Below are 23763 nucleotides of genomic sequence, written 5' to 3'. Positions count from 1 at the left end.
TGTCAGATTTTGCGCTCCGAAGGGTGGCCGCCATGTCCGCGCTGTATCCGCCGATCGAGCCCCACGACCACGGCTGGCTGTCCGTGGGCGAGGGGCACCGGGTCTACTGGGAGACGTGCGGCAACCCGGACGGCAAGCCGGCGCTCGTGGTGCACGGCGGCCCCGGCTCGGGCTGCGGCCCCCGCAGCCGGCGGTTCTTCGACCCGGCCGCCTACCGGATCATCCTCTTCGACCAGCGCAACAGCGGCCGTTCCACCCCCAACGCCGCCGAGCCCGAGGTCGACCTCGCCGCCAACACCACCGAGCACCTGCTGGCCGACATGGAGGCGTTGCGCGAGGCGCTGGGCGTGGAGCGCTGGCTGCTCTTCGGCGGCTCCTGGGGCTCGGTGCTCTCGCTGGTCTACGCGCTGCGGCACCCGGAGCGGGTGAGCGAGCTGGTGCTGATGGGCCTGGCCACCGGCCGCCGGGCCGAGACCGACCTGCTGACCCGGGGCCTGGGCAGCTACTTCCCCGACGCCTGGCGGGCGTTCCGCGACGCGGTGCCGCCCGAGGACCGGGACGGCGACCTGCCCACCGCCTACGCGCGGCTGCTCCACCACCCGGACCCGGAGGTGCGGGCCCGCGCGGCGCGCGCCTGGTGTGACTGGGAGGAGGCGATCGACGTGGGCCCCGCCGGCGGCCCCTCCCGTTACGACGACCCCGCCTTCCGGCTGGCCTTCGCCCGCGTCGTCACCCACTACTGGAGCGCCGGCTCCTGGCTCCCCGAGGGCGAGGTGCTCCGCCGCGCGGCCGAACTCGCCGACCTCCCGGGCGTGGTGGTGCAGGGCAGTCTCGATCCGGGCAATCTGCTGGGCACGCCCTGGGAGTTGGCGCACCGCTGGGGCCCCAACTGCGCGCTCACGGTGGTGGACGAGGCGGGGCACAGCACCGCCGACGCGGGCATGGTCGGGCGGCTGGTGGCGGCCACCGACGGTTTCGCCACCGGGGTCACGCGGACGCGATAGCGTGGTGCGAAAACCGCGACGGAAGCGGGAACGGCCGACGTCCGGCGGCAGTTGAACTGTCCGAACCAACTGAACGGTCGACAGTTCGGCGACGCGGCACAGGGCACGCGGCCGCCCGGCCGACCGGGACGTCGCGACGACACAGGAGGAGAACGCCGGCATGGTGTTCAAGCGGTTGCTCGGAAAGCTGGGCGTGGGTGGCCCGTCCGTGGACACGGTGCTGCACCGGGAGACGGTGCTGCCAGGCGACACGGTCTCCGGCGATGTGCTGGTGCGGGGCGGCTCGATGGACGTGGAGATCACGGAGGTCACCCTCGACCTCGCCGCCCAGGTCGAGGCGGAGCAGGGGGACGAGGAGCGGCACGGCACGGTGAAGTTCCACCGGGTGGTGGTGGGCGGCGGCTTCCGGCTGGCGGAGGAGCAGGAGCTGTCGATCCCGTTCTCCTTCCAACTGCCGTGGGAGACGCCGATCACCGAGGTCTTCGGCCAGCCGTTGAGCGTGCCGCTGGGGGTGCGCACGGAGTTGGCCGTGGCGGGCGCGGTGGACCAGGGTGATCTGGACCCGCTGATGATCCGTCCGCTGCCGGTGCAGGAGGCGGTGCTCGACGCGTTCGGGCAGCTGGGCTTCGGCTTCCGCTCCGCCGACCTGGAGCTGGGGCAGATCCGGGGCACGGGTCAGACCCTCCCCTTCTACCAGGAGGTCGAGCTGACCCCAGGGCCGAACCACGCGCACGCGATGCGCGAGGTCGAGATCAGCTTCCTGGCCAACCCGTCGGGGCTGACGGTGGTGTTGGAGGCCGACCGGCGCGGCGGGTTCTTCGGGGGCGGCGGCGACGCGCTCAACCTCTTCACCGTCAGCCACGAGGACGTCGGGCGTACCGACTTCCCCGCGCTGGTGGACTCCTGGCTGCGGCAGCTCGCCGAGCGGCGCTCCGGCGGCTTCTTCGGCGGCGGGGGCCACCACGAGCACGAACACGGGCACGGACACAAGGACCACGACGACCACGGGGGCGGCGGCATCGGCATCGGCGGCGCGGTCGCCGGGATCGCGGCCGGGGTGGTCGGCGGCATGGTCGCGGCGGAGATCATCGACGAGATCGGCGACGCGTTCGAGGGCGACGACTGAACCGACGCCCCGGCCCGTTCGTTCGAAGTCCCGCGCGGCGCGTGCCGCGCGGGACCGCTCGGCCAACGGGCGGCCCGCCGGCGGCCGTTGGGGGCGCGAGGCGGACGGGGCCGCTCAGCCCTTCCCGTCCTCCCAGTTGTCGCCGAGCCAGCCCTCGTGGCTGGACAGCAGGGCGACCAGGGCCGCCGTCACCCGGTGGTCCCAGGCGCCGGCCACCTCCTCCAGCTCGAAGACCCGCTGCCCCGAGGCCCAGTCGAGCACCACCCCGCGACCGACCCGCCACCGGGTGCGGCGCGGGGGCCTGGCGACGTCGCCGCCGAGGAGCGCCAGCAGCAGCATCAGCGCCTGGAACGGCGAGACCAGCCACCACACCCACCACCAGAAGGGCCGACCCTTCCTGCCGACGGCGACCGTGCCGTCCGCGAGCCGCACCGTCCAACAGGTCCGGCGGGGCCTGGCGAACGACGCCGGCTCCCGGTCGATCAGCGCCAGCGAGGCGCCGTCGGGCCCGAGCACCTCGAACCGGGCGTACCGCTTGGGGCCGTTCGCCACCCTGGTCACGACGTCGGCCAGCCGGGTCCGGCGGTCCGGGTCGGCCCAGAGCGTGAAGGCGCGCACGCCGCGACGGCGCGCCGCGAGGTAGTCGGCGGCCGAGCCGCCGGGCGGCGGCTGGCGCTCGGGGTAGGCGAACGCGGGGGCCTCGAAGCGCTGTCGGTACCCCTTCTCGGTGGCGAGCCGAATCTCCGTGGTCAACCGGCCTCCGTCCGGCGGGGGCCGGCGCTTCCGGTCGGCCTTGGAGACGCGCCCGGCGTCCGGATCGATCAACCACAGGATGTTGCCCACTCCCGGACCCTATCGCCCGGCCGTTCGAATCCCCCGGTCAGGAGTCCCTGGTCACACCCAGGAGTTGAGCAGGTACTCCGTCTTGGGCGCGAACGAGGAGAGCGCGTACGGGCTTTCGTGGACGAGGTAGTCGCCGACCGGCGTCCGGTTGTCGAGGCTGCCGTCGTGGGTCATGTTGTTGCCCTCGCCGTCGCCGCTCCAGGCCCAGTAGGTGCTGCTCAGGTCGCGCGCGGCGGTGCCGTCCCAGACCTCCTTGTAGGTGTTGGGCGTGTTGCCCCAGCCCTGGTCGATGCCCCCCTGGAAGAGGCAGGCGCCGACGAGGATCGGGTGGCCGAAGTTCACGGTGGCGTCCAGGGCGCCGTTCACGTCGGGGGCCAGCTCGGAGTAGAGCTGGTAGCCGAAGACCGTGTTCCGGAGCGGATCGGCGGCGGCCACCGCGTCGCCCTGGTGGAGGATGGTGCTCAGCCGCTGCCCGTAGGAGGTCGTGTAGATCTCGATGGGCGAGGTGAAGCCGAGGGCGCGCGCCTCGGTGATGTCGCGGACGGCCTCCTCGCGCCAGACGTTCTCGTCGGTGGTGATGGTCTCGCCCTTGATGTGCAGGCTGACATAGCGGGCGTACTTGTTGATCGCCGCGATGACGGTGGGGTCGCGCCAGTTGACGCGGGCGATGGAGACCCACATCTTGTGCTCGATGACCGCCTGGTGCAGCAGGGGCTCCAGCTCGTGCGGCTGGCCGCCCATCAGCCGGACCGAGTTGGCGCCGGTCCTGGCGATGTCCGGCAGCTGACTGCCGGTGCTGTCGTGGGCGCCGCCCTCCCAGGGCACGTTGCCCCAGGGGACCTCGCCGTCGTAGTCGCCCCAGCGGATGACGTGTTCCACGGTGCGGAAGAGCACGGGCTCCCCGTTGCCGTCGACCAGGCCCCGGCCCTCCACGTGGAGGCCCCGGTCCTCGGCCGCCGAGGCGCGGCCCCGCCCGAGGACGGTGGGCAGCGCGGCGGCGCCCAGGCCGACGGCGGCGAGGCCGGCGAACTGCCTTCGGCTCAGCGACAGATGAGATGACATGACGTTGGTTCTCCCTCTCGGCTGTGCGTGGGGAGGGCGCGCGGCACGCCGCCGCACGCCCCGGTGATGCCGAACAGGAACGGAACGGCGGCACCACGCGCCCGGACCCGGCCCCGTTCTCGACGGAAGGAGAGTCGCCCCGCACGACAGCGCGCGGCGGGTGACGCGGCCTCACCACGGCGGCCCGGATCGGGGGCCACCGGGCGCGTGATGCCCCTACACACTCCCATTCATAGGATCTTTATATGGCAAGAAGCTGTCAAGAGAGGCTGGAGCGGGAGAACGTCGCCTATTCATCGAATGATTGAGGCCCCCTGGGGTCAACCGCCCTCCACAGGCGGCGGATCGAGCCGCCGCGATGTCGACGGGTTGTCAACTCGCCTGCCGCTACACGGAGATGTCGTTCGTGTGAAGCATCCCCCCGCGACCTTGCGCATCTGCACGCGTAGATCGACAGTTGTGACGTGCTCATGGAAATCACCATTTGACATGGGCACGCTGAAACCGTTCATCGCAGAGTCCCCCTATGCGCCTCACAAGGAGCAGTTGCCTGATGGACAAGACGCGTAAGTCGGCGCGCATTCGGCGCGGTGCCGGACTGGCCACCGCCATCGGCGTGGTCCTCGCCGGAATCGCCCTACCGGCCAGCGCCCAGGCCAGCGACGCCCCCCTCGGGGTCATCGCCAACGCCGGTGCCGAGAACATCGTGCCCGGCAGCTACCTCGTCACGCTCAACAGCGACGAGGTGACCAGCGGCGTCGCCGCGACCGCCGAGACCCTCGCCGAGTCCCACGGGGCGGAGGTGACCAGCGTCTACCGGCACGCGCTGGACGGCTTCGCCGTCGAGGCCACCGAGGCGGAGGCGCTGGCCCTGGCCGCCGACCCGGCGGTCGCCGAAGTCACCCACAACCAGCGGGTGTTCACCACCGCCACCCAGACCGACCCGCCGTCCTGGGGCCTGGACCGGATCGACCAGGCCTCGCTGCCGCTCGACAACTCCTACACCTACCCGGACCACGGCGGCGAGGGCGTCACCATCTACGTCCTGGACACCGGCATCCGCCACACCCACCAGGACTTCGACGGCCGGGCGACGTTCGGCTTCGACGCCTACGGCGGGAACGGCAACGACGGCAACGGGCACGGCACCCATGTCGCCGGCACCGCAGGCGGCACCGAGTACGGCGTCGCCAAGAACGCCGACCTCGTCTCCGTCCGGGTCCTCGACAACAACGGCTCGGGCACCATCGAGGCCGTCGTCGGCGGCGTGGACTGGATCACCGCCAACGCCTCTGGCCCCTCCGTGGTCAACGTGAGCCTCGGCGGCGGCGCCAACAGCACCCTGGACACGGCGGTGCGGAACTCGATCGACGCCGGCATCACCTACGCGGTCGCCGCCGGCAACGACTACGGCGCGGACGCCTCCCTCAGCTCCCCGGCGCGGGTCGAGGAGGCCATCACGGTGGGGTCGAGCACCAACACCGACGCCATCTCGCCGTTCTCCAACGTGGGTTCGGTGGTCGACGTCTTCGCGCCCGGCAGCGCGATCACCTCGGCCTGGAACACCAGTGACACCGCCGAGAACACCATCTCCGGCACCTCGATGGCCACCCCGCACGTGGCGGGCGCCGCCGCGCTCTACCTGGCCGAGAACCCGGACGCGACCCCGGCCGAGGTCGAGGACGCGCTGGTGGGCTCGGCCCTGGGCGACGTGCTCAGCGGCATCCCCGGTGACACCGCCAACCTCCTGCTCAACATCAGCGGCGACGGCTCCGGCCCCGGCAACCCGCCGACCGGCGAGCGGTTCGAGAACAGCACCGCCGTGGACATCGTCGACAACGCCTCGGTCACCTCGGAGATCGAGGTGAGCGGCGTCGGCGAGCTGGCCGGCGTCTTCGAGGTCGACCTCGACATCAGCCACACCTGGGTCGGCGACCTCACCATCGAGCTGACCAACCCGGCCGGCGCCAGCCAGGTGCTGCGCGACCGCGCCGGCGGCAGCCAGGACGACCTGGTGGCCACCTACCGCATCCCGGGCGCCGGCGTGGCGGCGGACGGCACCTGGACCCTGACGGTGACCGACAACGCCAGCCTCGACCAGGGCACCCTCAACTCCTGGGCGCTCCAGTTCTGATCGCACCCACCCTCGCGTGACCCCAGCGCGGGCCCTCCCCGTTCCGAGGAACGGGGAGGGCCCGCGCCCGTCGGGTCCGACGGCCGGGACCAGTTCGGAGTCGTGCTCACCCGGCGACCGGGCGGCGCGACGCCCCTACACCTCCTCCCAGACCGTGACGAGAGGCAGGCCGCGCCGGGTGCGCTCGGCGTCCACGCCGCGCTGGATGACCTCGGTCTTGGCCTTGGTGTACAGAAAACCGTCGTCGGTCTCGGCCGCGAGGCGGCGCTTCACGGCCTCGTACTCGGCGGCGGCCTCGGCGTTGGCGCGCAGGTAGTCGCGGAACAGGCGCTCGTTGCGGGTGTCCCAGCTGTCGGCCGTGACGATGTGCAGGTGGTGGCTGCGCTCGCCGGCGCTCGCTCCGGCGGTGTGTTCGCGGAAGTAGAACAGCCGGTTGGGCATCCCGACGTCCTCGAACCGGTAGCCGAGCCGCGTCAGCGCGGCCACCCGCTCGGGGGTCACGTCGTCCAGGGTGGCGACCGAGACCATCAGGTCGATGATGGGCTTGGCGGCGAGTCCCGGTACCGAGGTGGAGCCCACGTGCTCGGCGGTCAGGCAGAGACCGGGCACGGCCTCCGCCAACTCGGCGATGGCTTCCGCCGCTTGGGAAGGCCAGGAAGGATCGTAGTCCGCGATGTGAAGAGGCATCCGGGTACCCTAGGCTTTGTTCTGGGTTGTGATCAATGTTATTGATCAAGCCCTGAGCTGGGCGTTGGTGCGGGGCACGGGGAGAACCCGGGGCCGACGGGCCGGGACCGGCCCTAGGAGACGATGTCCTTGCGGGCGAAGTGGCGGTAGGCCAGGGCCACCAGGACCAGCGCGTAGGCGAGGGAGACCGCGCCGCCGCGCACCATGCCGTTCCACTCCACGTCCCGTTGCAGCGCGTCCAGCCAGGCGTAGAGCCAGTGCGCGGGGATGAGTTGCCGCCAGTCGCCCAGCGCGGTGATGGCGTCCAGGATCGAGCCGACGATGGTCAGCCCGATCGCGCCGCCCACCGCGCCCAGCGGGGCGTCGGTCACCGTGGACAGCCAGAACGCCAGGGCTGCGGTGACCAGTTGGCCGACGAAGATCGCCGCCAGCGCGATGCTGAGCCGCAGCACGGACTCCCCCGCCGGCAGGGTGCCGCCGGTCGGCAGCCGCAGCTCGCCCCAGCCGTAGGCGGCGGTGCCCACGGCGAGCGCGGCCAGCGGCAGCAGCACCATGGCGACGGCCGAGAAGCCCAGCGCCACCAGCAACTTGGCGGTCAGCAGCCGCCACCGGGGCACCGGCGCCGCCAGCAGATAGCGCAGCGAGGACCAGCCGGCCTCGGCGGCCACCGTGTCGCCGCAGAACAGCGCGACCGGCACCACCAGCAGGAAGCCGGAGGACAGGTAGAGGCAGACGGCGGCGAAGTTGGGTCCTGAGGCGGTGGCGGCGTCCAGCAGCGGGGACTCGGCGTCGTCGGGGGCGCCGCCCACCGCGAACGCGACCGCCACCAGCGCCGGCAGCGCCGCCAGCAGCAGCCCCACCACCAGGGTCCGGCGGCGGCGCAGCTGGCGGACGGCCTCGACGCGCAGCGGGAGGGTGCGGCGGGGAACGTAGCCGGGGGCGGCGGCGCGTTGGGCGCCTCCGGCCCGTTCGGCCCGCTCCGTGCTGAGGTTCGGGGACATGTCAGGCACCGCCGATCAGGGTCAGGAACGCGTCCTCCAGGCGTCGGTGCGGCACCAGGCCGCTCACCGGAATGCCGGCCTCGACGAGCGCGGCCACCAGCCGTTCCGGACCGACGGCGTCGAGCCGCACCAGCACGCCCGCCTCGGTGCGGGTGGCCGCGCCGACGCCCGGCACCTGGCGGATGGTCTTCAGCCAGGCGTCGGTGGCCGGTTCGGCCGTGGAGACCAGCACCGTGTCGCCGGAGCCGACGATCTCGGCGACCGGGCCCGAGGCCACCAGTCTGCCGCCGTCCATCACCACCAGATGCGTGCAGGTCTGTTCGACCTCGGCCAGCAGATGGCTGGAGACGATCACGGTGCGCCCCTCGGCGGCATAGCGGATCATCACCTCGCGCATCGCGCGGATCTGGGGCGGGTCGAGCCCGTTGGTCGGCTCGTCGAGGATCAGCAGCTCGGGCAGGCCCAACATCGCCTGGGCGATGGCCAGTCGCTGGCGCATCCCCTGGGAATAGGTGCGCACCGGGCGCTCCAGCGCGGTGCCCAGGTCGGCGATCTCCAGCGCCTCGTCCAGGTGCGCGTCGGCCGCGGGGCGCCCGGTGGCGCGCCAGTACAGCTCCAGGTTGGCGCGGCCGGTCAGGTGGGGCAGGAACCCGGCCCCCTCGACGAAGGCCCCGACCCGGGAGAGCACCGGCGCGCCGGGCCCGACGCGGTGGCCGAAGACCCGGATCTCGCCGGCGTCGGGGGTGATCAGGCCCATCAGCATCCGCAGCGTGGTGGTCTTGCCGGCGCCGTTGGGCCCCAACAGGCCGAGGACCTGGCCGCGTTCGACGCGCAGGGACAGGTCCCGCACGGCGTAGCGTTCGCTGTTTCTGGCGTAGCGCTTGGTCAGCCCGGTGATGGTCAGCGGCACCTCGGCCAGCGCCGGGTCGTGCGCCGGGGCGCGCGCCCCGCGCCTTCGGGTGAGCACCAGCGCGGCCGCCACGGCGAGCGCCGTCAGCGGCAGCGCCGGCACCCACCAGTCGAGCGCGGCCGGCGCGGTGGCGATGTCGGGGGCGGTGGGCAGCGTCAGCGTCGGGTCGTCGAGGGCGACCGTGTAGCGGGCGATGCCGGCGGGCGAGGCGTAGCCGATGTCGGTGCTGGAGACGACCAGCCGCAGCCGGTGCCCCGCCTCGAACGGGTAGTCCACGGCGGGGAGTTGGAAGGTGATGACCCGCTCGCCTTCGAGGTCGTCGACGCGCAGCGGGGCCACCAGCTGGGCGGGCAGCGACTGGCTCTCGCCGTCGGGCGCGACGTCGTAGAGCTTGCCGAAGAGGACGGCCGCCCCGGAGTCGGAGGAGACCCGCAGGCGGACGGTCGGCGCGCCGGTGACCCGGAGCGGCTCGGTCAGCGGCAGGGAGTCGAACTGGGCGTACTGGCCGGGAAAGTCGATGGCCGGGGACACGCCCAGGCCGCCGAGCCCGGTGAGGCCGCCCAGCCCGGGAACGGTGGAGACGGCGGCCGGCGCGCCACCCGGCGGGTTGACGAACGTCTGGGGCTCGCCGGCCAGTTCGAGGGTCTCCGGCTCGCCGGAGAGGCCGGGGTAGGCCGCGCCCGACGCGCCGGCGAGCAGGGTGTCGCCGTTGGTGGTGTCGAAGCCGGTGATCCGGGTGACGCGGAACGGCGGCCCGGTGTCCACCGACGGGTCGTCCCCGAGGTGGCGGTCGAACCAGTCGACGATCCGGGCGTCGGTGCGTTCGGCCTCGGAGATGCCGCCGTCGTGGCCGGCCCAGAGCCACTCGACGCTGACCGGGGCGCCGTTGGCGCGCAGCGCCTCGGCCATCGCGTCGGCCTGGTCCAGCGGGAAGAGCGAGTCGTGTTGGCCCTGGAGGATCAGCGTGGGCACGTCGATCCGGTCGGCCACGGCCACCGGGCTGTGCTCGCGCAGCACGTCGAGCGCCTCCGGGTCCGGCTCGCCGGCGACCGCGACCCGCTGGTAGAGGGCGCACAACTCCTCGGTGAACCGGCCGCATCCGGGGTCGTCGGCGGTCGCGGCGGGCGGGGCGCCCACGCCGGGGTCGGCCGCCCCGGTGGTGAACAGGATGCCGGCCCACAGCTGTTTGAAGACCCCGTTCGGGAAGAGCGCCTCCGACAGGTCCCAGTAGGTGATGGCGGGCGCGATGGCGTCGACGCGCGGGTCGTGGCCGGCGGCCAGCAGGGCGATGGCGCCGCCGTAGGAGGCGCCGGCCAGGCCGACGCGGGGGTCGCCGGGGCCGTCCCTGGTGACCTCGGGGCGTTCGGCGAGCCAGTCGAGGAGGCGGGAGACGTCGGCGACCTCGCGGTCGGGGTCGTTGAGGCCGATCCGGCCGGTGGAGGCGCCGAAGCCCCGCGCGGACCAGGTGAGCACGGCATAGCCCTCGGCGGCCAGCCGTTCGGCCTGTTCGCGGGTGTCCTCCTTGCTGCCGCCGAAGCCGTGCCCGAGCAGCACGGCGGGGCGGGGCGCCGCGCCCTCGGTCACGAAGTAGGAGGTGTCGATCTCGACGGTGGCGTCGGAGTTGGGGGACTCCGGCATGGTCAGGACCCGGTCGGTGCGGTGCACGGGCGGCTGGTCGTCGGCAACGGCGAGCCCGACCGTGCCGGCGCCGACCACCAGCGCGAGCGCGGCCAGTCCGGCCCAGGCCCGCCGGGTGGTCTTGGGCCAGCGAATTCTCATGACCGAGCGGCGTCCCTTCGGGCGGGCGTTGATCGCCCCACGCTACCCAATGGCGCCGGCCGTCCCTTTGCGACCTGGCCTCGGCGACGCGTCGGTAACGTCGGTGCGTGGCCGGCGTCTTGTCGCCCACCGGGGAATTCGCCCCGGAATTCACGCGGCGGACGCCGCGCCGACACCCGGCGCCGCGCGCCGGGAAGCGACTGGTCAACGCCGTGCGGGTGTGCGGGAGTTCACACCGTTCGGCGCCCGGGCCGGGAATAGACGAGAACCGCGCGGCGTTACCGGGCGCATTCGGAAGGGGTTCGCCCACCCTGGCGCGCGGACGGGCGCCGGGGAACGTACGGAATACCCCAAAACACCTAAAGCTTTCCCCAATTCGTTTACGTGTAATAAGCACCTTGTCATAGGGTCACGAGCGGAACCACATCATGGGGAGATCGTTTGACCACGCACAGTAGGGAATCCATACCCGATCCGGCGACCCTGACCGAGATCGTCAGGACGCCGGCGATCCCGGCGGCCGAAACCGCGCCCGAGGGCGCCCCGCCCGAGGGAACGGCGCCCTCGGCGGCTCCGGACATGACGCACCCGGAGATCATGCGGGCGCTCTCCGGGCTCCTGCTCGGGATGTTCGCCGCGATCCTCTCCTCCACCATCGTCACCAACGCCCTGCCGCGCATCATCGCCGACCTCGGCGGCGGGCAGTCCGCCTTCACCTGGGTCGTCACCGCCACCCTGCTGGCGATGACCGCCTCGATGCCGCTGTGGGGCAAGCTCGCCGACCTCTTCGACAAGAAGCTGCTGATCCAGGCCGCGTTGACCATCTATGTGATCGGCTCGATGATCGCCGGCCTCTCCCAGAACCCGGCCATGCTGATCAGCGTGCGGGTGGTCCAGGGCCTCGGCGTCGGCGGCCTGATCGGGCTCTCGCAGATCATCCTGGCCGCCATGATCCCGCCCCGGCAGCGTGGCCGGTACAGCGGCTATCTGGGCGCCACGTTCGCCGCCGCAACCGTGAGCGGGCCGCTCATCGGCGGCGTGATCACCGACACCTCCTGGCTCGGCTGGCGCTGGTGCTTCTACATCGGCGTGCCGTTCGCGATCGCCGCGCTGGTGGTGCTCCACCGCACGCTCAAGCTGCCCCGGGTGCGCCGCGCCGGCGTGCGCATCGACTGGACGGGCGCCGCGCTGGTCAGCGCCTCGGTCTCGCTGCTGCTGATCTGGGTGACCCTGGCCGGCGACTCCTACGACTGGCTGTCCTGGCAGACGCTCGCGATGGTGGGCGGCTCGCTGCTGCTGGCCGTGCTCTTCGTCGTCGTGGAGACCAGGGCCGCCGAACCGATCATCCCGCTGCGGCTGTTCCGCGACCGCACCATCGCGCTCACCTCAGCCACCTCGCTGCTGGTCGGCGTGGCCATGCTCGCCGGCACGGTCTTCTTCGCGCAGTACTTCCAGCTGGCGCGCGGCGAGAGCGCGACCATGTCCGGGGTGATGACCATCCCGATGATCGTCGGCATGACGCTCTCCTCGACCGTCTCCGGCCGGCTGATCACCCGCACCGGCCGCTGGAAGTCCTGGCTGCTGGCCGGCGGGGTGCTGCTGACGGCCGGCTGCGCGCTGCTGGGCACCGTGCGCTACGACACCGCCTACTGGCAGGTCGCCGCCGCCATGCTGCTGCTCGGCCTGGGCGTCGGGATGACCATGCAGAACCTGGTGCTGGCCGCGCAGAACGTGGTCGGGCCCGAGGACCTGGGGGCGGCCAGCTCGATGGTGGCGTTCTTCCGGACCTTCGGCGGCGCGATCGGCGTCGCCGTGCTGGGCGCGCTGCTGGCCAACCGGGTCGCGGAGTACTCCACTTCGGGCCTCGCCGAACTGGGCGTGGTGCCGGCGGGGGGCGGCGGCCAGATCCCGGACATGGCCGCGCTGCCGGGACCGGTGCGGACGGTGATCGCCAGCGCCTACGGGCACGGCATCGCCGATGTCTTCCTGGTGGCCGCGCCGATCGCCCTGGGCTCGCTGCTGCTGACCGTCTTCATCCGCGAGGTCGCGCTGCGGACCCACACCGGCTCGGCCCGCTGACCGCGCGTCCCCTCGCCGAGGGGAACGAGGCGAACCCCCGTCGCTCCGCCCCGGGTTCGGGGCGGGCGGCGGGGGTTCGCGCGTGCGCGCGCGTCGCCCGGTCGGGCGGCGCGGCGGCGGTCAGGCCGACTTGATCGCGGCGGCGAAGCGCACCACGCGCTCGGCCTGCACCCGGGCGGCGTTGACGGTCGCGTCGTCGACGGGGTTGGCGCCCTGGGCGTCCACGTGGGAGGTGCCGTAGGGGTTGCCGTCGGCGAACTTGGCGGGGTCGGTGTAGCCGGGGGCCACGAGGACGCCGCCGAAGTGGTGCACCGAGTTGTAGAGCGCCAGCAGCGTGGACTCCTGACCGCCGTGCTGGGTGCTGGTGCCGACGAAGCCGCTGTAGACCTTGTCGGCCAGCCGGCCCGAGGCCCACAGGCCGCCGAGCTGGTCGAGGAACTGCTTGAGCTGCGCGGCCACGTTGCCGAACCGGGTCGGGGTGCCGAAGATCACGGCATCCGCCCACTCGATGTCCTCGGGGGTGGCCACCGGCACGTCGGCGCTGGCCGCCGCGTGCGCCGCCCAGGCCTCGTTGGACGCGATGGCCTCGGCCGGGGCCAGCTCGGTCACCTTCAGCACCCGCACCTCGGCGCCGGCCTTGGTCGCCGCCTCACCCAGCTCCGAGGCGATCCGCGCGACGGTGCCGGTGGAGGAGTAGTAGACGACGGCGAGCTTGACGGGAGAACTCATGGAAGAGGACCTCCGGTTGGGGGTTGGTCAACGGATAACGGTTGGTTGAACCGTAAACGAACCGAGGATCTTCCCCGCTGCGTTGAGATCCACCTCACACACGAGAAGGACCCCCATGCCATGGCTTGGGGGTCGGTAGGTCAGGGGCGTGGGGGTGGGGGTGGGGGTGGGCTGGGGGGACGAGTGGGCTTGCGGTCAAGCACGGAGGGACAGGTCGGGTCGGATCGCTCAGGCGAAGAGGAAGTCGGCCTCACCGCGCTTGGCGCCGCGGATGAAGGTCTCGATCTCGTGCATGGTGTAGATCAGCGCCGGGCCGTCGGGATCGGTCGACTGGCGGATCGCCACCCGGCCGTCGGCCAGCTTGAGCGCCTCCACGCAGTTGCCGCCGTTGGTGCCGCTCCACGGCTTGCGCCAACCCTCGCTGCCCAGCTCCCTGGCCGGCATCCCGTTGTAGATGTGCTTGATCATGCGGTCAGCTCCTTGCGAATCTCACCGAGGAGAGCCTCGGTGTCCTGCGCTGACGCCGCTTGCGTACCCATGCGGTCCAGAACCTCCAGATAGGCCACGGTGTCGGGCCGCTCGTCGAGGTAGGTCGCGCCGGTCAGACTTTCGGCGTAGATGATGTCGGGCAGCTCCGGGATCTCGAAGCGGAAGAGCTGGAACGGCCCGAACATGCCGGGATGGGGTCCGGCGCTGAACGGCATGATCTGGAGGGTGACGTTGGGCAACTGCGTCGCCTCGATCAGCCGGTCGATCTGCTGGAGCATCTCCGCGGCCGTGCCGACCCGACGCCTCAGCACATGCTCCTCGACCACGGCCCACAGCAGCGGGGCGCGGGGCCGCGTGAGCAGCTCCTGACGTTCCATCCGCAGCGCTACCCGGCGCTCTAGCTCCTCGTCGGAGGCGCCGGGAAACCCGGTGCGCAGCAGGGCGCGCGCATAGGCCGGGGTCTGCAACAGACCCGGCACGCAGTGTGGTTCGTAGGCCCGGATGAGGCTGGCCTCGCCCTCCAGGCTCACATAGAGGCTGAACCAGTCCGGCAGCACATCGCGGAACCGGTGCCACCAGCCGGGGCGGTTGGCCTCCTCCACCAGCCGGAGAAAGGATTCAGCCTCCTCGGCGGCGACGCCGTACCGCTCCAACAGGGCCTTGACGTACAGGGGTTTGAGGCCGACCTCGGCCTTCTCCATCCGCCGCACGGTCGTGGTGTTGACGCTCAGCGCGGCGGCGGCGTCGGCGAAGGAACACCCGGCTGACTCGCGCAACTCCTTCAGCCGCAACCCCAGGACGATCTGTCCCACGGTGGGCCCCGACCGCGCCTCTGCCACCTTGGTTCCCCTTGCCGCTTCGTCTCGTTGGTCCCGCGCCTATGTCATCTCGCCTACGCTGCACAGAAGTTTGCCACACCGGGTAGCGACATCCACAGAGATCTCTTCGCTTTCTGCGAATTGCAGAACTCCTCTTGCGCAGAGCCCTCAGGAGAACGCATAGTTAACGCGTGACCCGGCTCACGACGGCTCCAGTTCCCCGGAAGGCGACCCCGCCCGTGGCTCCTACTCACGGCGTGCCGCCGTCCCCCCTGCCAGCTCCGGCGATGCGGCCCGCCCAACCGCCGGGCGAGAGCTTCGCGTTGCCCGCCCGGGACACCTCGGTCGCCGCGGCTCGTCGACGGGTGCGGCACCAACTGTACGGCTGGGGCCTGCCGAGCACCACCTGTGACAACGCCCAGCTCATCGTCTCGGAGCTGGTCACCAACGCCATCCTGCACACGCAGAGTAGCCAGGTCAGGTGTCTGCTGTGGTCCAGCGGCCAGGTGCTGCGGATCGAGGTCGCCGACGAGGGGTCCGGGCCCTCGCACGGGGTGCCGCGCGTCGCCGACGCGGACGCGGAGAACGGCAGGGGCCTGCTGCTGCTCGACGCGCTCGCCGCCCGCTGGGGCGTGATCTCCCCGGACCACTGGTCGGGTTGCACGGTCTGGGCCGAGCTGTCCGCCGCCTGCGACCGCGTGCCGCAGCCCCGCTGGAGGAACGGCGCCGGCCCCGGCCCCGCCTGACCGGTTCGTTCCGTTCCCGACCCGCGCCGCGCCCCGGGCATCGCCGGCGGCGCGCTCTTTGCTAGCCTTCCCAGGCGCCGGCCCTCACCCGGCCGCACTTCCCGCGTCGCACGCTCGCCGCCCGTCGCCTCAAGGGAGTTCCGTGGCCGTCATCCCGCCGATCCCGGCCGAGCCTCCCCGGATACCGGCTCCCGCCCCTCCCCCCTGGCAGCGCTGGGCCCTGTGGGGCGGCGCCGGCCTGCTGGCCACCGTGCTCCTCTATCTGCTGGCCGGGATGCTGTGGGGCGGGCGGATAGCCGCCGGCACCACCGTGTTGGGCGTCGACATCGGCGGCCTGAGCGACGAGGCCGCCAGGGAACGGCTCAACGCCGAGCTGAGCGAGGAGCGACTGGCACCGGTCCCGGTGCTGATCGGCGAGGCCGACGAGAACGTGTACGAGGTGGACCCGGAGGAGGCCGGGCTGCTGCTGGACGTCTCCGCGACCGTCGAACGGGCCGACCGGCCGGGGCTGTTGAGCCGGCTCCTCGGCATCGGCGGCGGCGCGCTCGACCCCGTGGTGGTGCAGCACGAGGAGCGCAGCGAGGCGGCGCTCACCGACCTCGCCGAGTCCGCCGACGCCGCCGTGACCGAGGGCGAGGTGGGCTTCGAGGACGGCCAGGTGCGGATCACCGAGCCTGCGGCCGGCACCGCGCTGGACGTGGAGCGCTCCGTCGACCTGCTGCGCGCCGCCTATCTCAACGAGGAGGCGCAGCCCGTGCGGCTGCCCGTCTCGCTGGCCGAGCCGCTTACCGACGAGGACGAGGTGGCGCGCGCGGTCGAGGAGTTCGCCGAGCCGGCGATGTCGGGCCCGGTCACGCTGGTGAGCGAGGACGGCACGGCGCGGGTGTCGCTGGGCCCCGAGGTGTTGGGCGACCATCTCGCGATGGAGCCCGACGAGGAGGGGCGGCTGGAGCCCCGGTTGGACGCCGAGGGGCTGGTCGAGGACGACCGGGTGGTGCCGCTGTTCGAGGACGCCTCGGTGGAGCCGACCGACGCGACGCTGAGCCTCGACGGCGGCTCCGTGGTCGCCTCGGGCGGCGCCGAGGGCAGCCGGGTCGCCGTCGACGAGGTGGGGGACGCGGTGCTGCCGCTGCTCGACCGGAGCGGCGAGCGGGCGCGCATGGGTCTGCTGCCCACGGAGACCGTGGAGCCGGACCTCAGCGAGGAGAACTACCGGGACCTCGGGCTGGTCGAGGAGATCTCCAGCTTCACCGTGGAGTTCGAGCCCGCGCCCTACCGCATCACCAACATCGGCCGCGCGGCCCAGCTGATCAACGGCTCGCTGGTGCTGCCCGACGAGGAGTGGAGCTTCAACGGGACGGTCGGCGAACGCACCGAGGAGAACGGCTTCGTCGAGGGCGTGATCATCCTCGACGACCAGTACCAGACCGCGCAGGGCGGCGGCGTCTCGGCGGTGGCGACCACGGTCTTCAACGCGATGTTCTTCGCGGGCGTGGAGATCGTCGAGTACGGGGCGCACTCGTTCTATATCGAGCGCTACCCCGAGGGCCGCGAGGCCACGGTGGCCTGGGGCAGCCTCGACCTGCGGTTCCGCAACGACTCGGGGAACGCGATCTACGTCCTGGCCTCGGCCGACAACGACTCGGTGACGGTGACCTTCCTGGGCACCAGGCGGTTCGACGAGGTCCGCTCCGAGACGGGGCAGCGGGAGAACATCGAGGAGCCGGAGCGCCGGGAGGGCGAGGGCGAGGACTGCGTTCCGCAGCCGCCGTTGGAGGGCTTCGACGTCGCGGTGGAGCGGATCTTCGTGCGGGACGGCGCCGAGGTGGACCGGGAGACCTTCGAGACCCACTACGTGCCCAGGGACGAGATCGTCTGCCCGGACGAGGAGTGAGGCGCCCGCCCGGCCGACCGGGCGCGCCCCGCCGGCCGGGCTCGGGCGGCGGGGCGGCGCGTGGGCTCTCCGCCGGGGCTCGCCGCGTTCAGACGGTGAGGGCCTCCCGCACCCGGTCCCTGGCGGCCTCGCCGCCCTCGCCCGTCGAGGTGATCCGGCCGGCCTCCAGCACGTGGTAGCGCTGGGCGGCGCGCAGCGCGAAGTCGATGTGCTGCTCGACCAGCAGCACCGACAGGCCGCCCCGGCCGGCCAACTCCAGGATGGTGCGCTGGATCTCGGCCACCACCGAGGGCTGGATGCCCTCGGTCGGCTCGTCGAGGAGCAGCAGCCGGGGCCGGGTGATCAGCGCGCGGGCGATGGCCAGCTGCTGCCGCTGGCCGCCGGAGAGCAACCCGGCGCGGCGGCCGGCCAGTTCGCGCAGCGCGGGGAAGAGGTCGAGCGCCTCGTCGAGCGCCCGGGCGCCGTCCCCGCCCCGCCCGTCGGCGACCAGCCGGAGGTTCTCCAGCGCGGTCAGCTGCGGGAAGCTCTGCTGCCCCTGCGGAACGTAGGCGAGCCCGGCCCGCACCTTCCGGTGCGCGGGCAGCCGGGTCACGTCCCGGCCGTCCAGCCGCACCCGGCCGGCGCTCGGGCGGATCAGCCCGAGGGCGGCGCGCAGCAGCGTGGACTTGCCGGCGCCGTTGTGTCCCAGCACGCAGACCACGCCGTCCTCGGGCACGGTCAGGCTCACCCCGTGCAGCACGTCGCTGCGGCCGTAGCCGGCGACGAGTTCGGTGATCTCCAGCATCAGGACTCCTCCCCCACCCGCGCGGCGGCGGTGGGTCGTTCGGGCGCGTGGCCGAGATAGACCTCCTGCACCCGGGGGTCGGCGCGCACCTCGGCGGGGCTGCCCTCGCTGAGCACCCGCCCGGCGTGCAGCACGGTGACGCTGCTGGCGAAGGCGCGCATGAACTCCATGTCGTGCTCGATCACCACCACCGTGCGCTCGGCCGCCACCGTGCGCAACAACGCGCCGGTGGCGTCCCGTTCCTCGTGGCTCATGCCGGCCACCGGCTCGTCCAACAGCAGGAGTTCGACGTTCTGCACCAGCAGCATCCCGATCTCCAGCCACTGCTTCTGACCGTGGGAGAGGGTGCCCGCCAGCCGGTGCGCGTGCGGCGCGAGGCCGACGGTGGTCAGCGCCTCGTCCACCTCCGACGGCACCGAACGGCGCTGCCGCAGCAGGGTGAGCGGGCGGCGGCCGGCGCCGGCGGCGATGTCGAGGTTCTGGACGACGGTGAGGTTCTCGAAGACCGTCGCGGTCTGGAAGGTGCGGCCGATGCCCAGCCGCGCGATCCGGTGCACCGGCCGGCCCAGCAGCTCCCGGCCGCCGAACCGCACCGAGCCGGTGGCCCTGGCCAGGCCGGTGACGGCGTCGACCAGGGTCGTCTTGCCCGCGCCGTTGGGGCCGATGAGGAACCTGAGGTCGCCGGGCTCGACCCGCAGGTCGACGCCGTCCACGGCGGTGAAACCGTCGAAGGAGACGCGCAGTTCGGAGATCGTCAGGCCGTGCAGGGGCTCCTCGGTCATGTGCGCGCTCCCAGGAGGGTCGGGCGGCGGCGGGTGAGCAGCTGCCGCAGGGAGATCAGGCCGCCGGGCAGGAAGGCGACGACCACGATGAACAGCCCGGCCTGGAAGTAGGTCCAGGCGGCGGGGAACTCCTCGGAGAGCGTGGTCTGGGCCCAGGCGACGGCGATGGCGCCCAGCGCCGCGCCGACCAGGCTGGCCCGGCCGCCGATGGCCGCGCCGATCAGGAACTGGATGGACGGCACGATGCCGATCAGCGCCGGCGAGATGATCCCGACCGCCGGCACGAACAGCGCCCCGGCCAGCCCGGCCATGCCAGCCGAGACCACATAGGCGACCAGCTTGACCAGCGCCGGGTCGTAGCCCAGGAAGCGGACCCGTTCCTCCGAGTCCCGCACGGCGACCAGCAGTTCGCCGTAGCGGCTGAGGAAGAGCTGGCGGGTCAGCAGCATCAGCGCCAGCAGGGTGCCGGCGATGAGGAAGTAGACGGTCCTGCGGTTGACCGGGTCGTTGAGGGCGAAGCCGAAGAAGCCCTGGAAGTTGGTCAGCCCGTTGGTGCCGCCGGTGGTGGCCTGCTGGCCGATCAGCAGGATGGCGAACGCGGCGGCCAGCGCCTGGCTGAGGATCGCGAAGTAGGCGCCGCGCACCCGCCGGCGGAAGACCAGGAAGCCGATCACGGCGGCCACCGCCATCGGCACCAGGAAGACGGCGGCGATCGCGACGACCGGCGAGCGGAACGGCTCCCACCACCAGGGGAGTTGCTCGGTCGAGCCATAGAGCAGCATGAAGTCCGGCAGCTGCCCGGCGCCGGCGTCGGCGAGCTTGAGGTGCATCGCCATGGCGTAGCCGCCGAGGCCGAAGAAGAGGCCCTGGCCCAGGGTCAGCATCCCGCCGCGCCCCCAGGCCAGCGAGATACCGACGGCGACCATGGCGAAGCAGAGGTAGCGGGCGAGTTGTTCGAGGCGGAAGTCGGACAGCAGGGCGGGCGCCACGGCGAAGAGCAGCACGGCGCCCGCCGCGTAGCCGCCGGCCAGCCGCCAGCGCGCGCCCCGCGCACCGGTCCCGTTGCCGTTGCCGTTGCCCGTCCTTTTGCCGGTCCTTTTGCCGGTCTCCTTGCCGGCCGCTGTCTGGATGTCGGTCACGCCAGGCTCCTGGTGCGCAGGGTGTAGATGCCTTGGGGACGCCACTGGAGGAAGGCCACGATGGCGACCAGCACGGTGACCCGGGCGACGCTGACCGTGGTCGAGTACTCCATCACGGCCTGGAGCACGCCCAGCGCGAACGCCGCGATCACCGCGCCCCGCAGCTGGCCGATGCCGCCGACCACGATCACCAGGAAGGCGTCGATGATGATGTTGGTGCCCATCGTCGGCCCGATCGGGCCCACCAGCGTCAACGCGACGCCGGCGAGCCCCGCCAGGCCCGAGCCGATGAAGAAGGTGATCCGGTCGACCCGGCCGGTGGCGATGCCCGACGCCTCGGCGAGGTCGCGATGCTGCACCACCGCCCTGATCCGCCGGCCCAGCGAGGTGCGGCGCAGGGTCAGGGTGAGGGCGACCACCGCGGCGATCGCCAGGCCCAGGATGAACAGCCGGCTGTGCGCCAGGGTCAACGAGTGCTCCCCCTCGACCAGGGTGATCCGGCCGCTGAGCCAACTCGGCGCCTGGGCGTTCACGTTGGGCGCGCCGAAGATGTCCCTGGCCAGCTGCTGGAGCATCAGCGAGACGCCCCAGGTGACCAGCAGGGTGTCCAACGGACGGGCGTAGAGGCGGCGGATCAGCAGCCACTCCAGGAGCACGCCCATGCTGCCCGCGACGAGGAAGGCGAGCGGGAGGGAGACCAACAGCGAGGTGCCGGCGGAGTCGATCGACTTCTGGACGACATAGACGGTGTAGGCGCCGGCCATGATGAACTCGCCGTGCGCCATGTTGATCACGCCCATCTGACCGAAGGTCAGGGACAGACCCAGGGCGATCAGCAGCAGCACGGCGCCGATGCTGATGCCCGTGAACGACTGGCTGAGGATGACGGTCATGGGTCAGGACAGACCCTCGGCCCAGTCGTACTCCCGCAGGTAGGGGTCGGGCCTGATGGGCTCCTCGCTGCTCCAGACCTCGGTGATCAGGCCGTCCGCGCCGATCCGGCCGATGCGCGCGGTCTTGTGGATGTGCTGGGTCTCGCCGTCCACGGTGACCGTGCCCTCGGGGGCCTCGAACGTGATCCCGTCGGCCGCCGCGCGGACGTCCGCCACCTCGAAGGAACCGGCCTCCTCGACCATCGCGGCCCACAGGTGGACCGAGGTGTAGGCGGCCTCCATCGGGTCGGAGGTGGGGCGGTCGGCGCCGTAGCGCTCCTGGAAGGCGGCGACGAACTCCTCGTTGGCCGCGCCCTCGGTGGTCTGGTAGTAGTTCCAGGAGGTCAGCTGGCCCTCCAGGTTCTCGGCGCCGATGCTCCTGACCTCCTCCTCGGCGATCGAGACCGACAGCACGGGCATCGTCTCGGCGGTGAGGCCGGTGGCCGCGTACTCGGAGAAGAACGAGACGTTGCTGTCTCCGTTGAGCGTGTTGAACACGGCGTCGGCGCCGGCCTGTTCGACCTTGTTGGCGATGGTGGCGAACTCGGTCGAGCCCAGCGGGGCGTAGTCCTCGCCGACGATCTCGATGCCGTGTTCCTCGGCGTAGGCGCGGATGATCCGGTTGGCGGTGCGCGGGAAGACATAGTCGCTGCCGACCAGGTAGAGCGACTCGACGCCCTCCTCGACCAGGTAGTCGAGGGCGGGGACGATCTGTTGGTTGGTGGTGGCGCCGGTGTAGAAGATGTTGGGCGACTGCTCCAGGCCCTCGTACTGCACGGGGTAGAACAGCAGCGAGCCGTTCTGCTCGAAGACGGGCAGCACCGCCTTGCGGCTGGCGGAGGTCCAGCAGCCGAACACGGCGGCCACCTGGTCCTGTTGGATGAGCTTCTCGGACTTCTCGGCGAAGGTGGGCCAGTCCGAGGCGCCGTCCTCGCTGATCGGCTCGATCTGCTTGCCCAACACGCCGCCGTCGGCGTTGATCTCCTCGATGGCGAGCATCAGCGCGTCGCGGACCGTCACCTCGCTGATGGCCATGGTGCCGGAGAGCGAGTTCAGCAGGCCGACCTTGATGGTGTCGCCGGAGGTGTCGACGGTGGCGGCGGCGTTGGCACTCTCCTCGCCGGTCTTGGCGCCACAGGCGGTCAGGGCGAGGGCGGTGGCCGAGGCGACCGCGATCGCGGCGAGTCGGCGTACCCGGGCTATGGGGGGCCGGGCTATGGGGAGCATCTCTCGTCCTCCTTGTCCCCGGGCGGCCGGGGATACTGGTCCCCGGCGGCTGCGGGGTGCGGCTGGGGTTGCGGCATCGAGGGGTGCGGCACCGGGGAGTGCGGCACCGGGATAGTGCGAGGGGAACGCCGGGCCACGCCGCCCGACGAGGGCACGCCACAGCTTCAAATCGCCCTATTACCCGGGAATTTCACGGTGGTTAATACTTCCGTTCGGAAGTATCACGGCGGCTCAGGTCCAGGCGTCCAGGTCAGCGGTGACGGCGAAGTCCATGCCGTCCGCCTCGGCCAGATAGATGCGCTGCCGCACATGCCGGCCGCGCAACCGCAGTTCGCCCCTGGCGCCCTGGTAACTCACCTCGGGCGCCGTGGACTCGATGGCCGGCACCGCCACCGAACCGGCCCGGCCGACCAGCGCCGCCAGCAGCAGCACGCCCTCGTAGCAGGACTCGCCCAGGGCGCTGGGCGCCGGCGCGTCGACGCCGAACCGCGCGGTGTAACGCCCCTGGAAGTCCAGGGTGTCGGCGGTGGCCAGGGCGGCGAAGAAGCCGCCGGTCGCGCTGAGCCCCCGGGTGGCGTCGGGGCCGCTGGCGGCGAGCATGTTCTCGTCCATCAGGGTGCTCAGCCGCAGGGCGCGCCGGTCCAGGCCCCACGCGGCGAACGCCCGGTTGAACCGCACGGCGTCGCTGCCGACCAGCAGCATCAGCACCGCGTCCGCCTCGCCGCGCTCGATCCGGCGCAGCGTGGCGGCGAAGTCCTCGGTGCCCAGCGGGAGATAGTCCTCGCCGACGATCCGGCCCGCGTTCTCGCGGGCGTAGCGGTGGGCGGCGCGGGCCGTGCGGCGGGGCCAGACATAGTCGTTGCCGACGACATACCAGCGGCGCACCCGCCGCTCGGCGGCCAGCAGGCGCATGGCGGGGCGGAGTTGGCCGTCGGGGGTCTCGCTGGTGAGGAAGACGCCGGCGGAGTCCTCGCCTCCCTCGTAGAGGGCCGTATACACATAGGGCACCCGGTGGGCGACCCTGGGGGCGACCGCCTGACGGACCGAGGAGATGTGCCAGCCCGTCACGCCCTCCACGATGCCGGCGCTGACCAGCGCCTCGACCTCGGCGGCCACGTGCTGCGGCGGGGCTCCGCCGTCGACCGGCACCAGGCGGAGGGCGCGGCCGAGCACGCCGCCGTCGGCGTTGACCTCGTCGGCGGCGAGCTGGGCGCACAACTCGCAGGCGGGGCCGAAGATTCCGGCCGGGCCGCGTCGAGGCACCACCAGGGCGACGCCGAGTGAGTCGGCGTCGGGCGCGAGCCAGTCCCCGGGGGCCATCCGCCCATGATGGCCCCTGCGCGGCCGGGCCGGGCGGCCCGGCCGCACAGCGAGATGCGGGCGAGGGGACGCGCGGCGCGTTGGCGCGGGGGTGTGGCGCGGCGCGTTGGCGCATGGCGCGTTGGCCGGCGGCGAACCGGCGGGCGGGCGCCGACGAGTTGGAGTGGAGCGCGCGGGGTGGGGGCGCCGGCGGGGCCGGCGGGGGCGGGGGTGTGGGCGCCGGCGGGGTGGGGTGGGGCGTGCGGCGCCCGGGGGCCCCACGCGTCGAACGGCCGTCC

The 23763-nt window shown here is 72.4% G+C and carries 20 protein-coding genes; 6 read left to right on the top strand and 14 right to left on the bottom strand.

Going from position 1 to position 23763, the window contains the following annotated elements:
• Nucleotides 1–32 precede the first annotated feature (32 nt).
• Complete coding sequence (gene pip / locus FH609_RS24385; protein ID WP_139671512.1) at nucleotides 33–1004, top strand: prolyl aminopeptidase; 972 nt, start codon at nucleotides 33–35, stop codon at nucleotides 1002–1004.
• Between the two features lie 160 nt (nucleotides 1005–1164).
• Nucleotides 1165–2130, top strand: coding sequence for a sporulation protein (locus FH609_RS24380; protein ID WP_139671515.1), 966 nt, complete (start codon nucleotides 1165–1167; stop codon nucleotides 2128–2130).
• A gap of 114 nt (nucleotides 2131–2244) precedes the next feature.
• On the opposite strand, the gene FH609_RS24375 is transcribed toward FH609_RS24380, so the two are convergent.
• Entirely contained in the window at nucleotides 2245–2973 is a 729-nt protein-coding gene (locus tag FH609_RS24375; protein WP_226961917.1) for a hypothetical protein, read from the bottom strand.
• Nucleotides 2974–3024: 51 nt separating this feature from the next.
• Nucleotides 3025–4035 carry a hypothetical protein gene (locus tag FH609_RS24370; RefSeq protein WP_139671518.1) on the bottom strand — a complete coding sequence of 337 codons (1011 nt, stop codon included), beginning with the start codon at nucleotides 4033–4035 and terminating at the stop codon, nucleotides 3025–3027.
• 553 nt (nucleotides 4036–4588) lie between these two features.
• On the opposite strand from FH609_RS24370, the gene FH609_RS24365 reads away from it, so the two are divergent.
• Nucleotides 4589–6169 (top strand): S8 family peptidase, encoded by a 1581-nt coding sequence (locus tag FH609_RS24365; protein ID WP_139671522.1) that lies wholly within the window; start codon nucleotides 4589–4591, stop codon nucleotides 6167–6169.
• Between the two features lie 135 nt (nucleotides 6170–6304).
• Here FH609_RS24365 and FH609_RS24360 read toward each other — a convergent pair whose 3' ends face one another.
• From FH609_RS24360 to FH609_RS24350, 3 genes are all read right to left on the bottom strand, one after another.
• The gene (locus tag FH609_RS24360) at nucleotides 6305–6856 is read right to left on the bottom strand and encodes a GrpB family protein (protein WP_139671525.1); all 552 of its coding nucleotides are present in this window, start codon (nucleotides 6854–6856) and stop codon (nucleotides 6305–6307) included.
• 113 nt (nucleotides 6857–6969) lie between these two features.
• Nucleotides 6970–7857, bottom strand: a complete 888-nt coding sequence (locus FH609_RS24355; protein ID WP_139671528.1) for an ABC transporter permease — start codon at nucleotides 7855–7857, stop codon at nucleotides 6970–6972.
• Between the two features lies 1 nt (nucleotide 7858).
• Nucleotides 7859–10405 carry an alpha/beta fold hydrolase gene (locus FH609_RS24350; protein ID WP_405379091.1) on the bottom strand — a complete coding sequence of 849 codons (2547 nt, stop codon included), beginning with the start codon at nucleotides 10403–10405 and terminating at the stop codon, nucleotides 7859–7861.
• Between the two features lie 720 nt (nucleotides 10406–11125).
• Here FH609_RS24350 and FH609_RS24345 point away from each other — a divergent pair.
• Nucleotides 11126–12625 carry an MDR family MFS transporter gene (locus FH609_RS24345; RefSeq protein ID WP_139671711.1) on the top strand — a complete coding sequence of 500 codons (1500 nt, stop codon included), beginning with the start codon at nucleotides 11126–11128 and terminating at the stop codon, nucleotides 12623–12625.
• Nucleotides 12626–12745: 120 nt separating this feature from the next.
• Here the strand turns inward: FH609_RS24345 and wrbA are convergent, their stop codons facing one another.
• The 3 genes from wrbA to FH609_RS24330 form a co-directional block, all read right to left on the bottom strand.
• The gene (gene wrbA / locus FH609_RS24340) at nucleotides 12746–13354 is read right to left on the bottom strand and encodes an NAD(P)H:quinone oxidoreductase (protein ID WP_139671534.1); all 609 of its coding nucleotides are present in this window, start codon (nucleotides 13352–13354) and stop codon (nucleotides 12746–12748) included.
• Between the two features lie 228 nt (nucleotides 13355–13582).
• Nucleotides 13583–13822 (bottom strand): DUF397 domain-containing protein, encoded by a 240-nt coding sequence (locus tag FH609_RS24335; protein WP_122181919.1) that lies wholly within the window; start codon nucleotides 13820–13822, stop codon nucleotides 13583–13585.
• Complete coding sequence (locus tag FH609_RS24330; protein WP_139671537.1) at nucleotides 13819–14682, bottom strand: helix-turn-helix domain-containing protein; 864 nt, start codon at nucleotides 14680–14682, stop codon at nucleotides 13819–13821. Before FH609_RS24330 ends, FH609_RS24335 begins: the two co-directional genes overlap by 4 nt.
• A 266-nt stretch (nucleotides 14683–14948) precedes the next feature.
• Between FH609_RS24330 and FH609_RS24325 the strand changes: the two genes are divergently transcribed.
• Together FH609_RS24325 and FH609_RS24320 are read left to right on the top strand one after the other, a co-directional pair.
• The gene (locus FH609_RS24325; protein ID WP_139671540.1) at nucleotides 14949–15407 is read left to right on the top strand and encodes an ATP-binding protein; all 459 of its coding nucleotides are present in this window, start codon (nucleotides 14949–14951) and stop codon (nucleotides 15405–15407) included.
• A 142-nt stretch (nucleotides 15408–15549) separates the two neighbouring features.
• Entirely contained in the window at nucleotides 15550–17301 is a 1752-nt protein-coding gene (locus FH609_RS24320) for a VanW family protein (protein WP_319789618.1), read from the top strand.
• Between the two features lie 88 nt (nucleotides 17302–17389).
• Here FH609_RS24320 and urtE read toward each other — a convergent pair whose 3' ends face one another.
• The 6 genes from urtE to FH609_RS24290 all read right to left on the bottom strand — a co-directional run bounded on the left by urtE (nucleotide 17390) and on the right by FH609_RS24290 (nucleotide 23485).
• Entirely contained in the window at nucleotides 17390–18085 is a 696-nt protein-coding gene (gene urtE, locus FH609_RS24315) for an urea ABC transporter ATP-binding subunit UrtE (protein ID WP_139671543.1), read from the bottom strand.
• Nucleotides 18085–18867, bottom strand: coding sequence for an urea ABC transporter ATP-binding protein UrtD (gene urtD / locus FH609_RS24310; protein WP_139671546.1), 783 nt, complete (start codon nucleotides 18865–18867; stop codon nucleotides 18085–18087). The genes urtE and urtD overlap by 1 nt, the downstream gene beginning before the upstream one ends.
• On the bottom strand, nucleotides 18864–19898 hold the full coding sequence (gene urtC, locus FH609_RS24305; protein ID WP_193318028.1) for an urea ABC transporter permease subunit UrtC: 1035 nt from the start codon (nucleotides 19896–19898) through the stop codon (nucleotides 18864–18866). The genes urtD and urtC overlap by 4 nt, the downstream gene beginning before the upstream one ends.
• 104 nt (nucleotides 19899–20002) lie before the next feature.
• Nucleotides 20003–20899 (bottom strand): urea ABC transporter permease subunit UrtB, encoded by an 897-nt coding sequence (urtB, locus tag FH609_RS24300; protein ID WP_139671549.1) that lies wholly within the window; start codon nucleotides 20897–20899, stop codon nucleotides 20003–20005.
• Nucleotides 20900–20902: 3 nt separating this feature from the next.
• The gene (gene urtA, locus FH609_RS24295) at nucleotides 20903–22165 is read right to left on the bottom strand and encodes an urea ABC transporter substrate-binding protein (protein WP_139671552.1); all 1263 of its coding nucleotides are present in this window, start codon (nucleotides 22163–22165) and stop codon (nucleotides 20903–20905) included.
• 231 nt (nucleotides 22166–22396) lie between these two features.
• Nucleotides 22397–23485 carry a substrate-binding domain-containing protein gene (locus FH609_RS24290; RefSeq protein WP_139671555.1) on the bottom strand — a complete coding sequence of 363 codons (1089 nt, stop codon included), beginning with the start codon at nucleotides 23483–23485 and terminating at the stop codon, nucleotides 22397–22399.
• Nucleotides 23486–23763: the final 278 nt, after the last annotated feature.

This window comes from Streptomyces sp. 3MP-14 (assembly GCF_006334905.2).
GTDB lineage: Bacteria > Actinomycetota > Actinomycetes > Streptomycetales > Streptomycetaceae > Streptomyces > Streptomyces triticirhizae.
The sequence above is the reverse complement of the archived record's forward strand: the minus strand, read 5'-3'. Positions and strand labels throughout refer to the sequence as shown.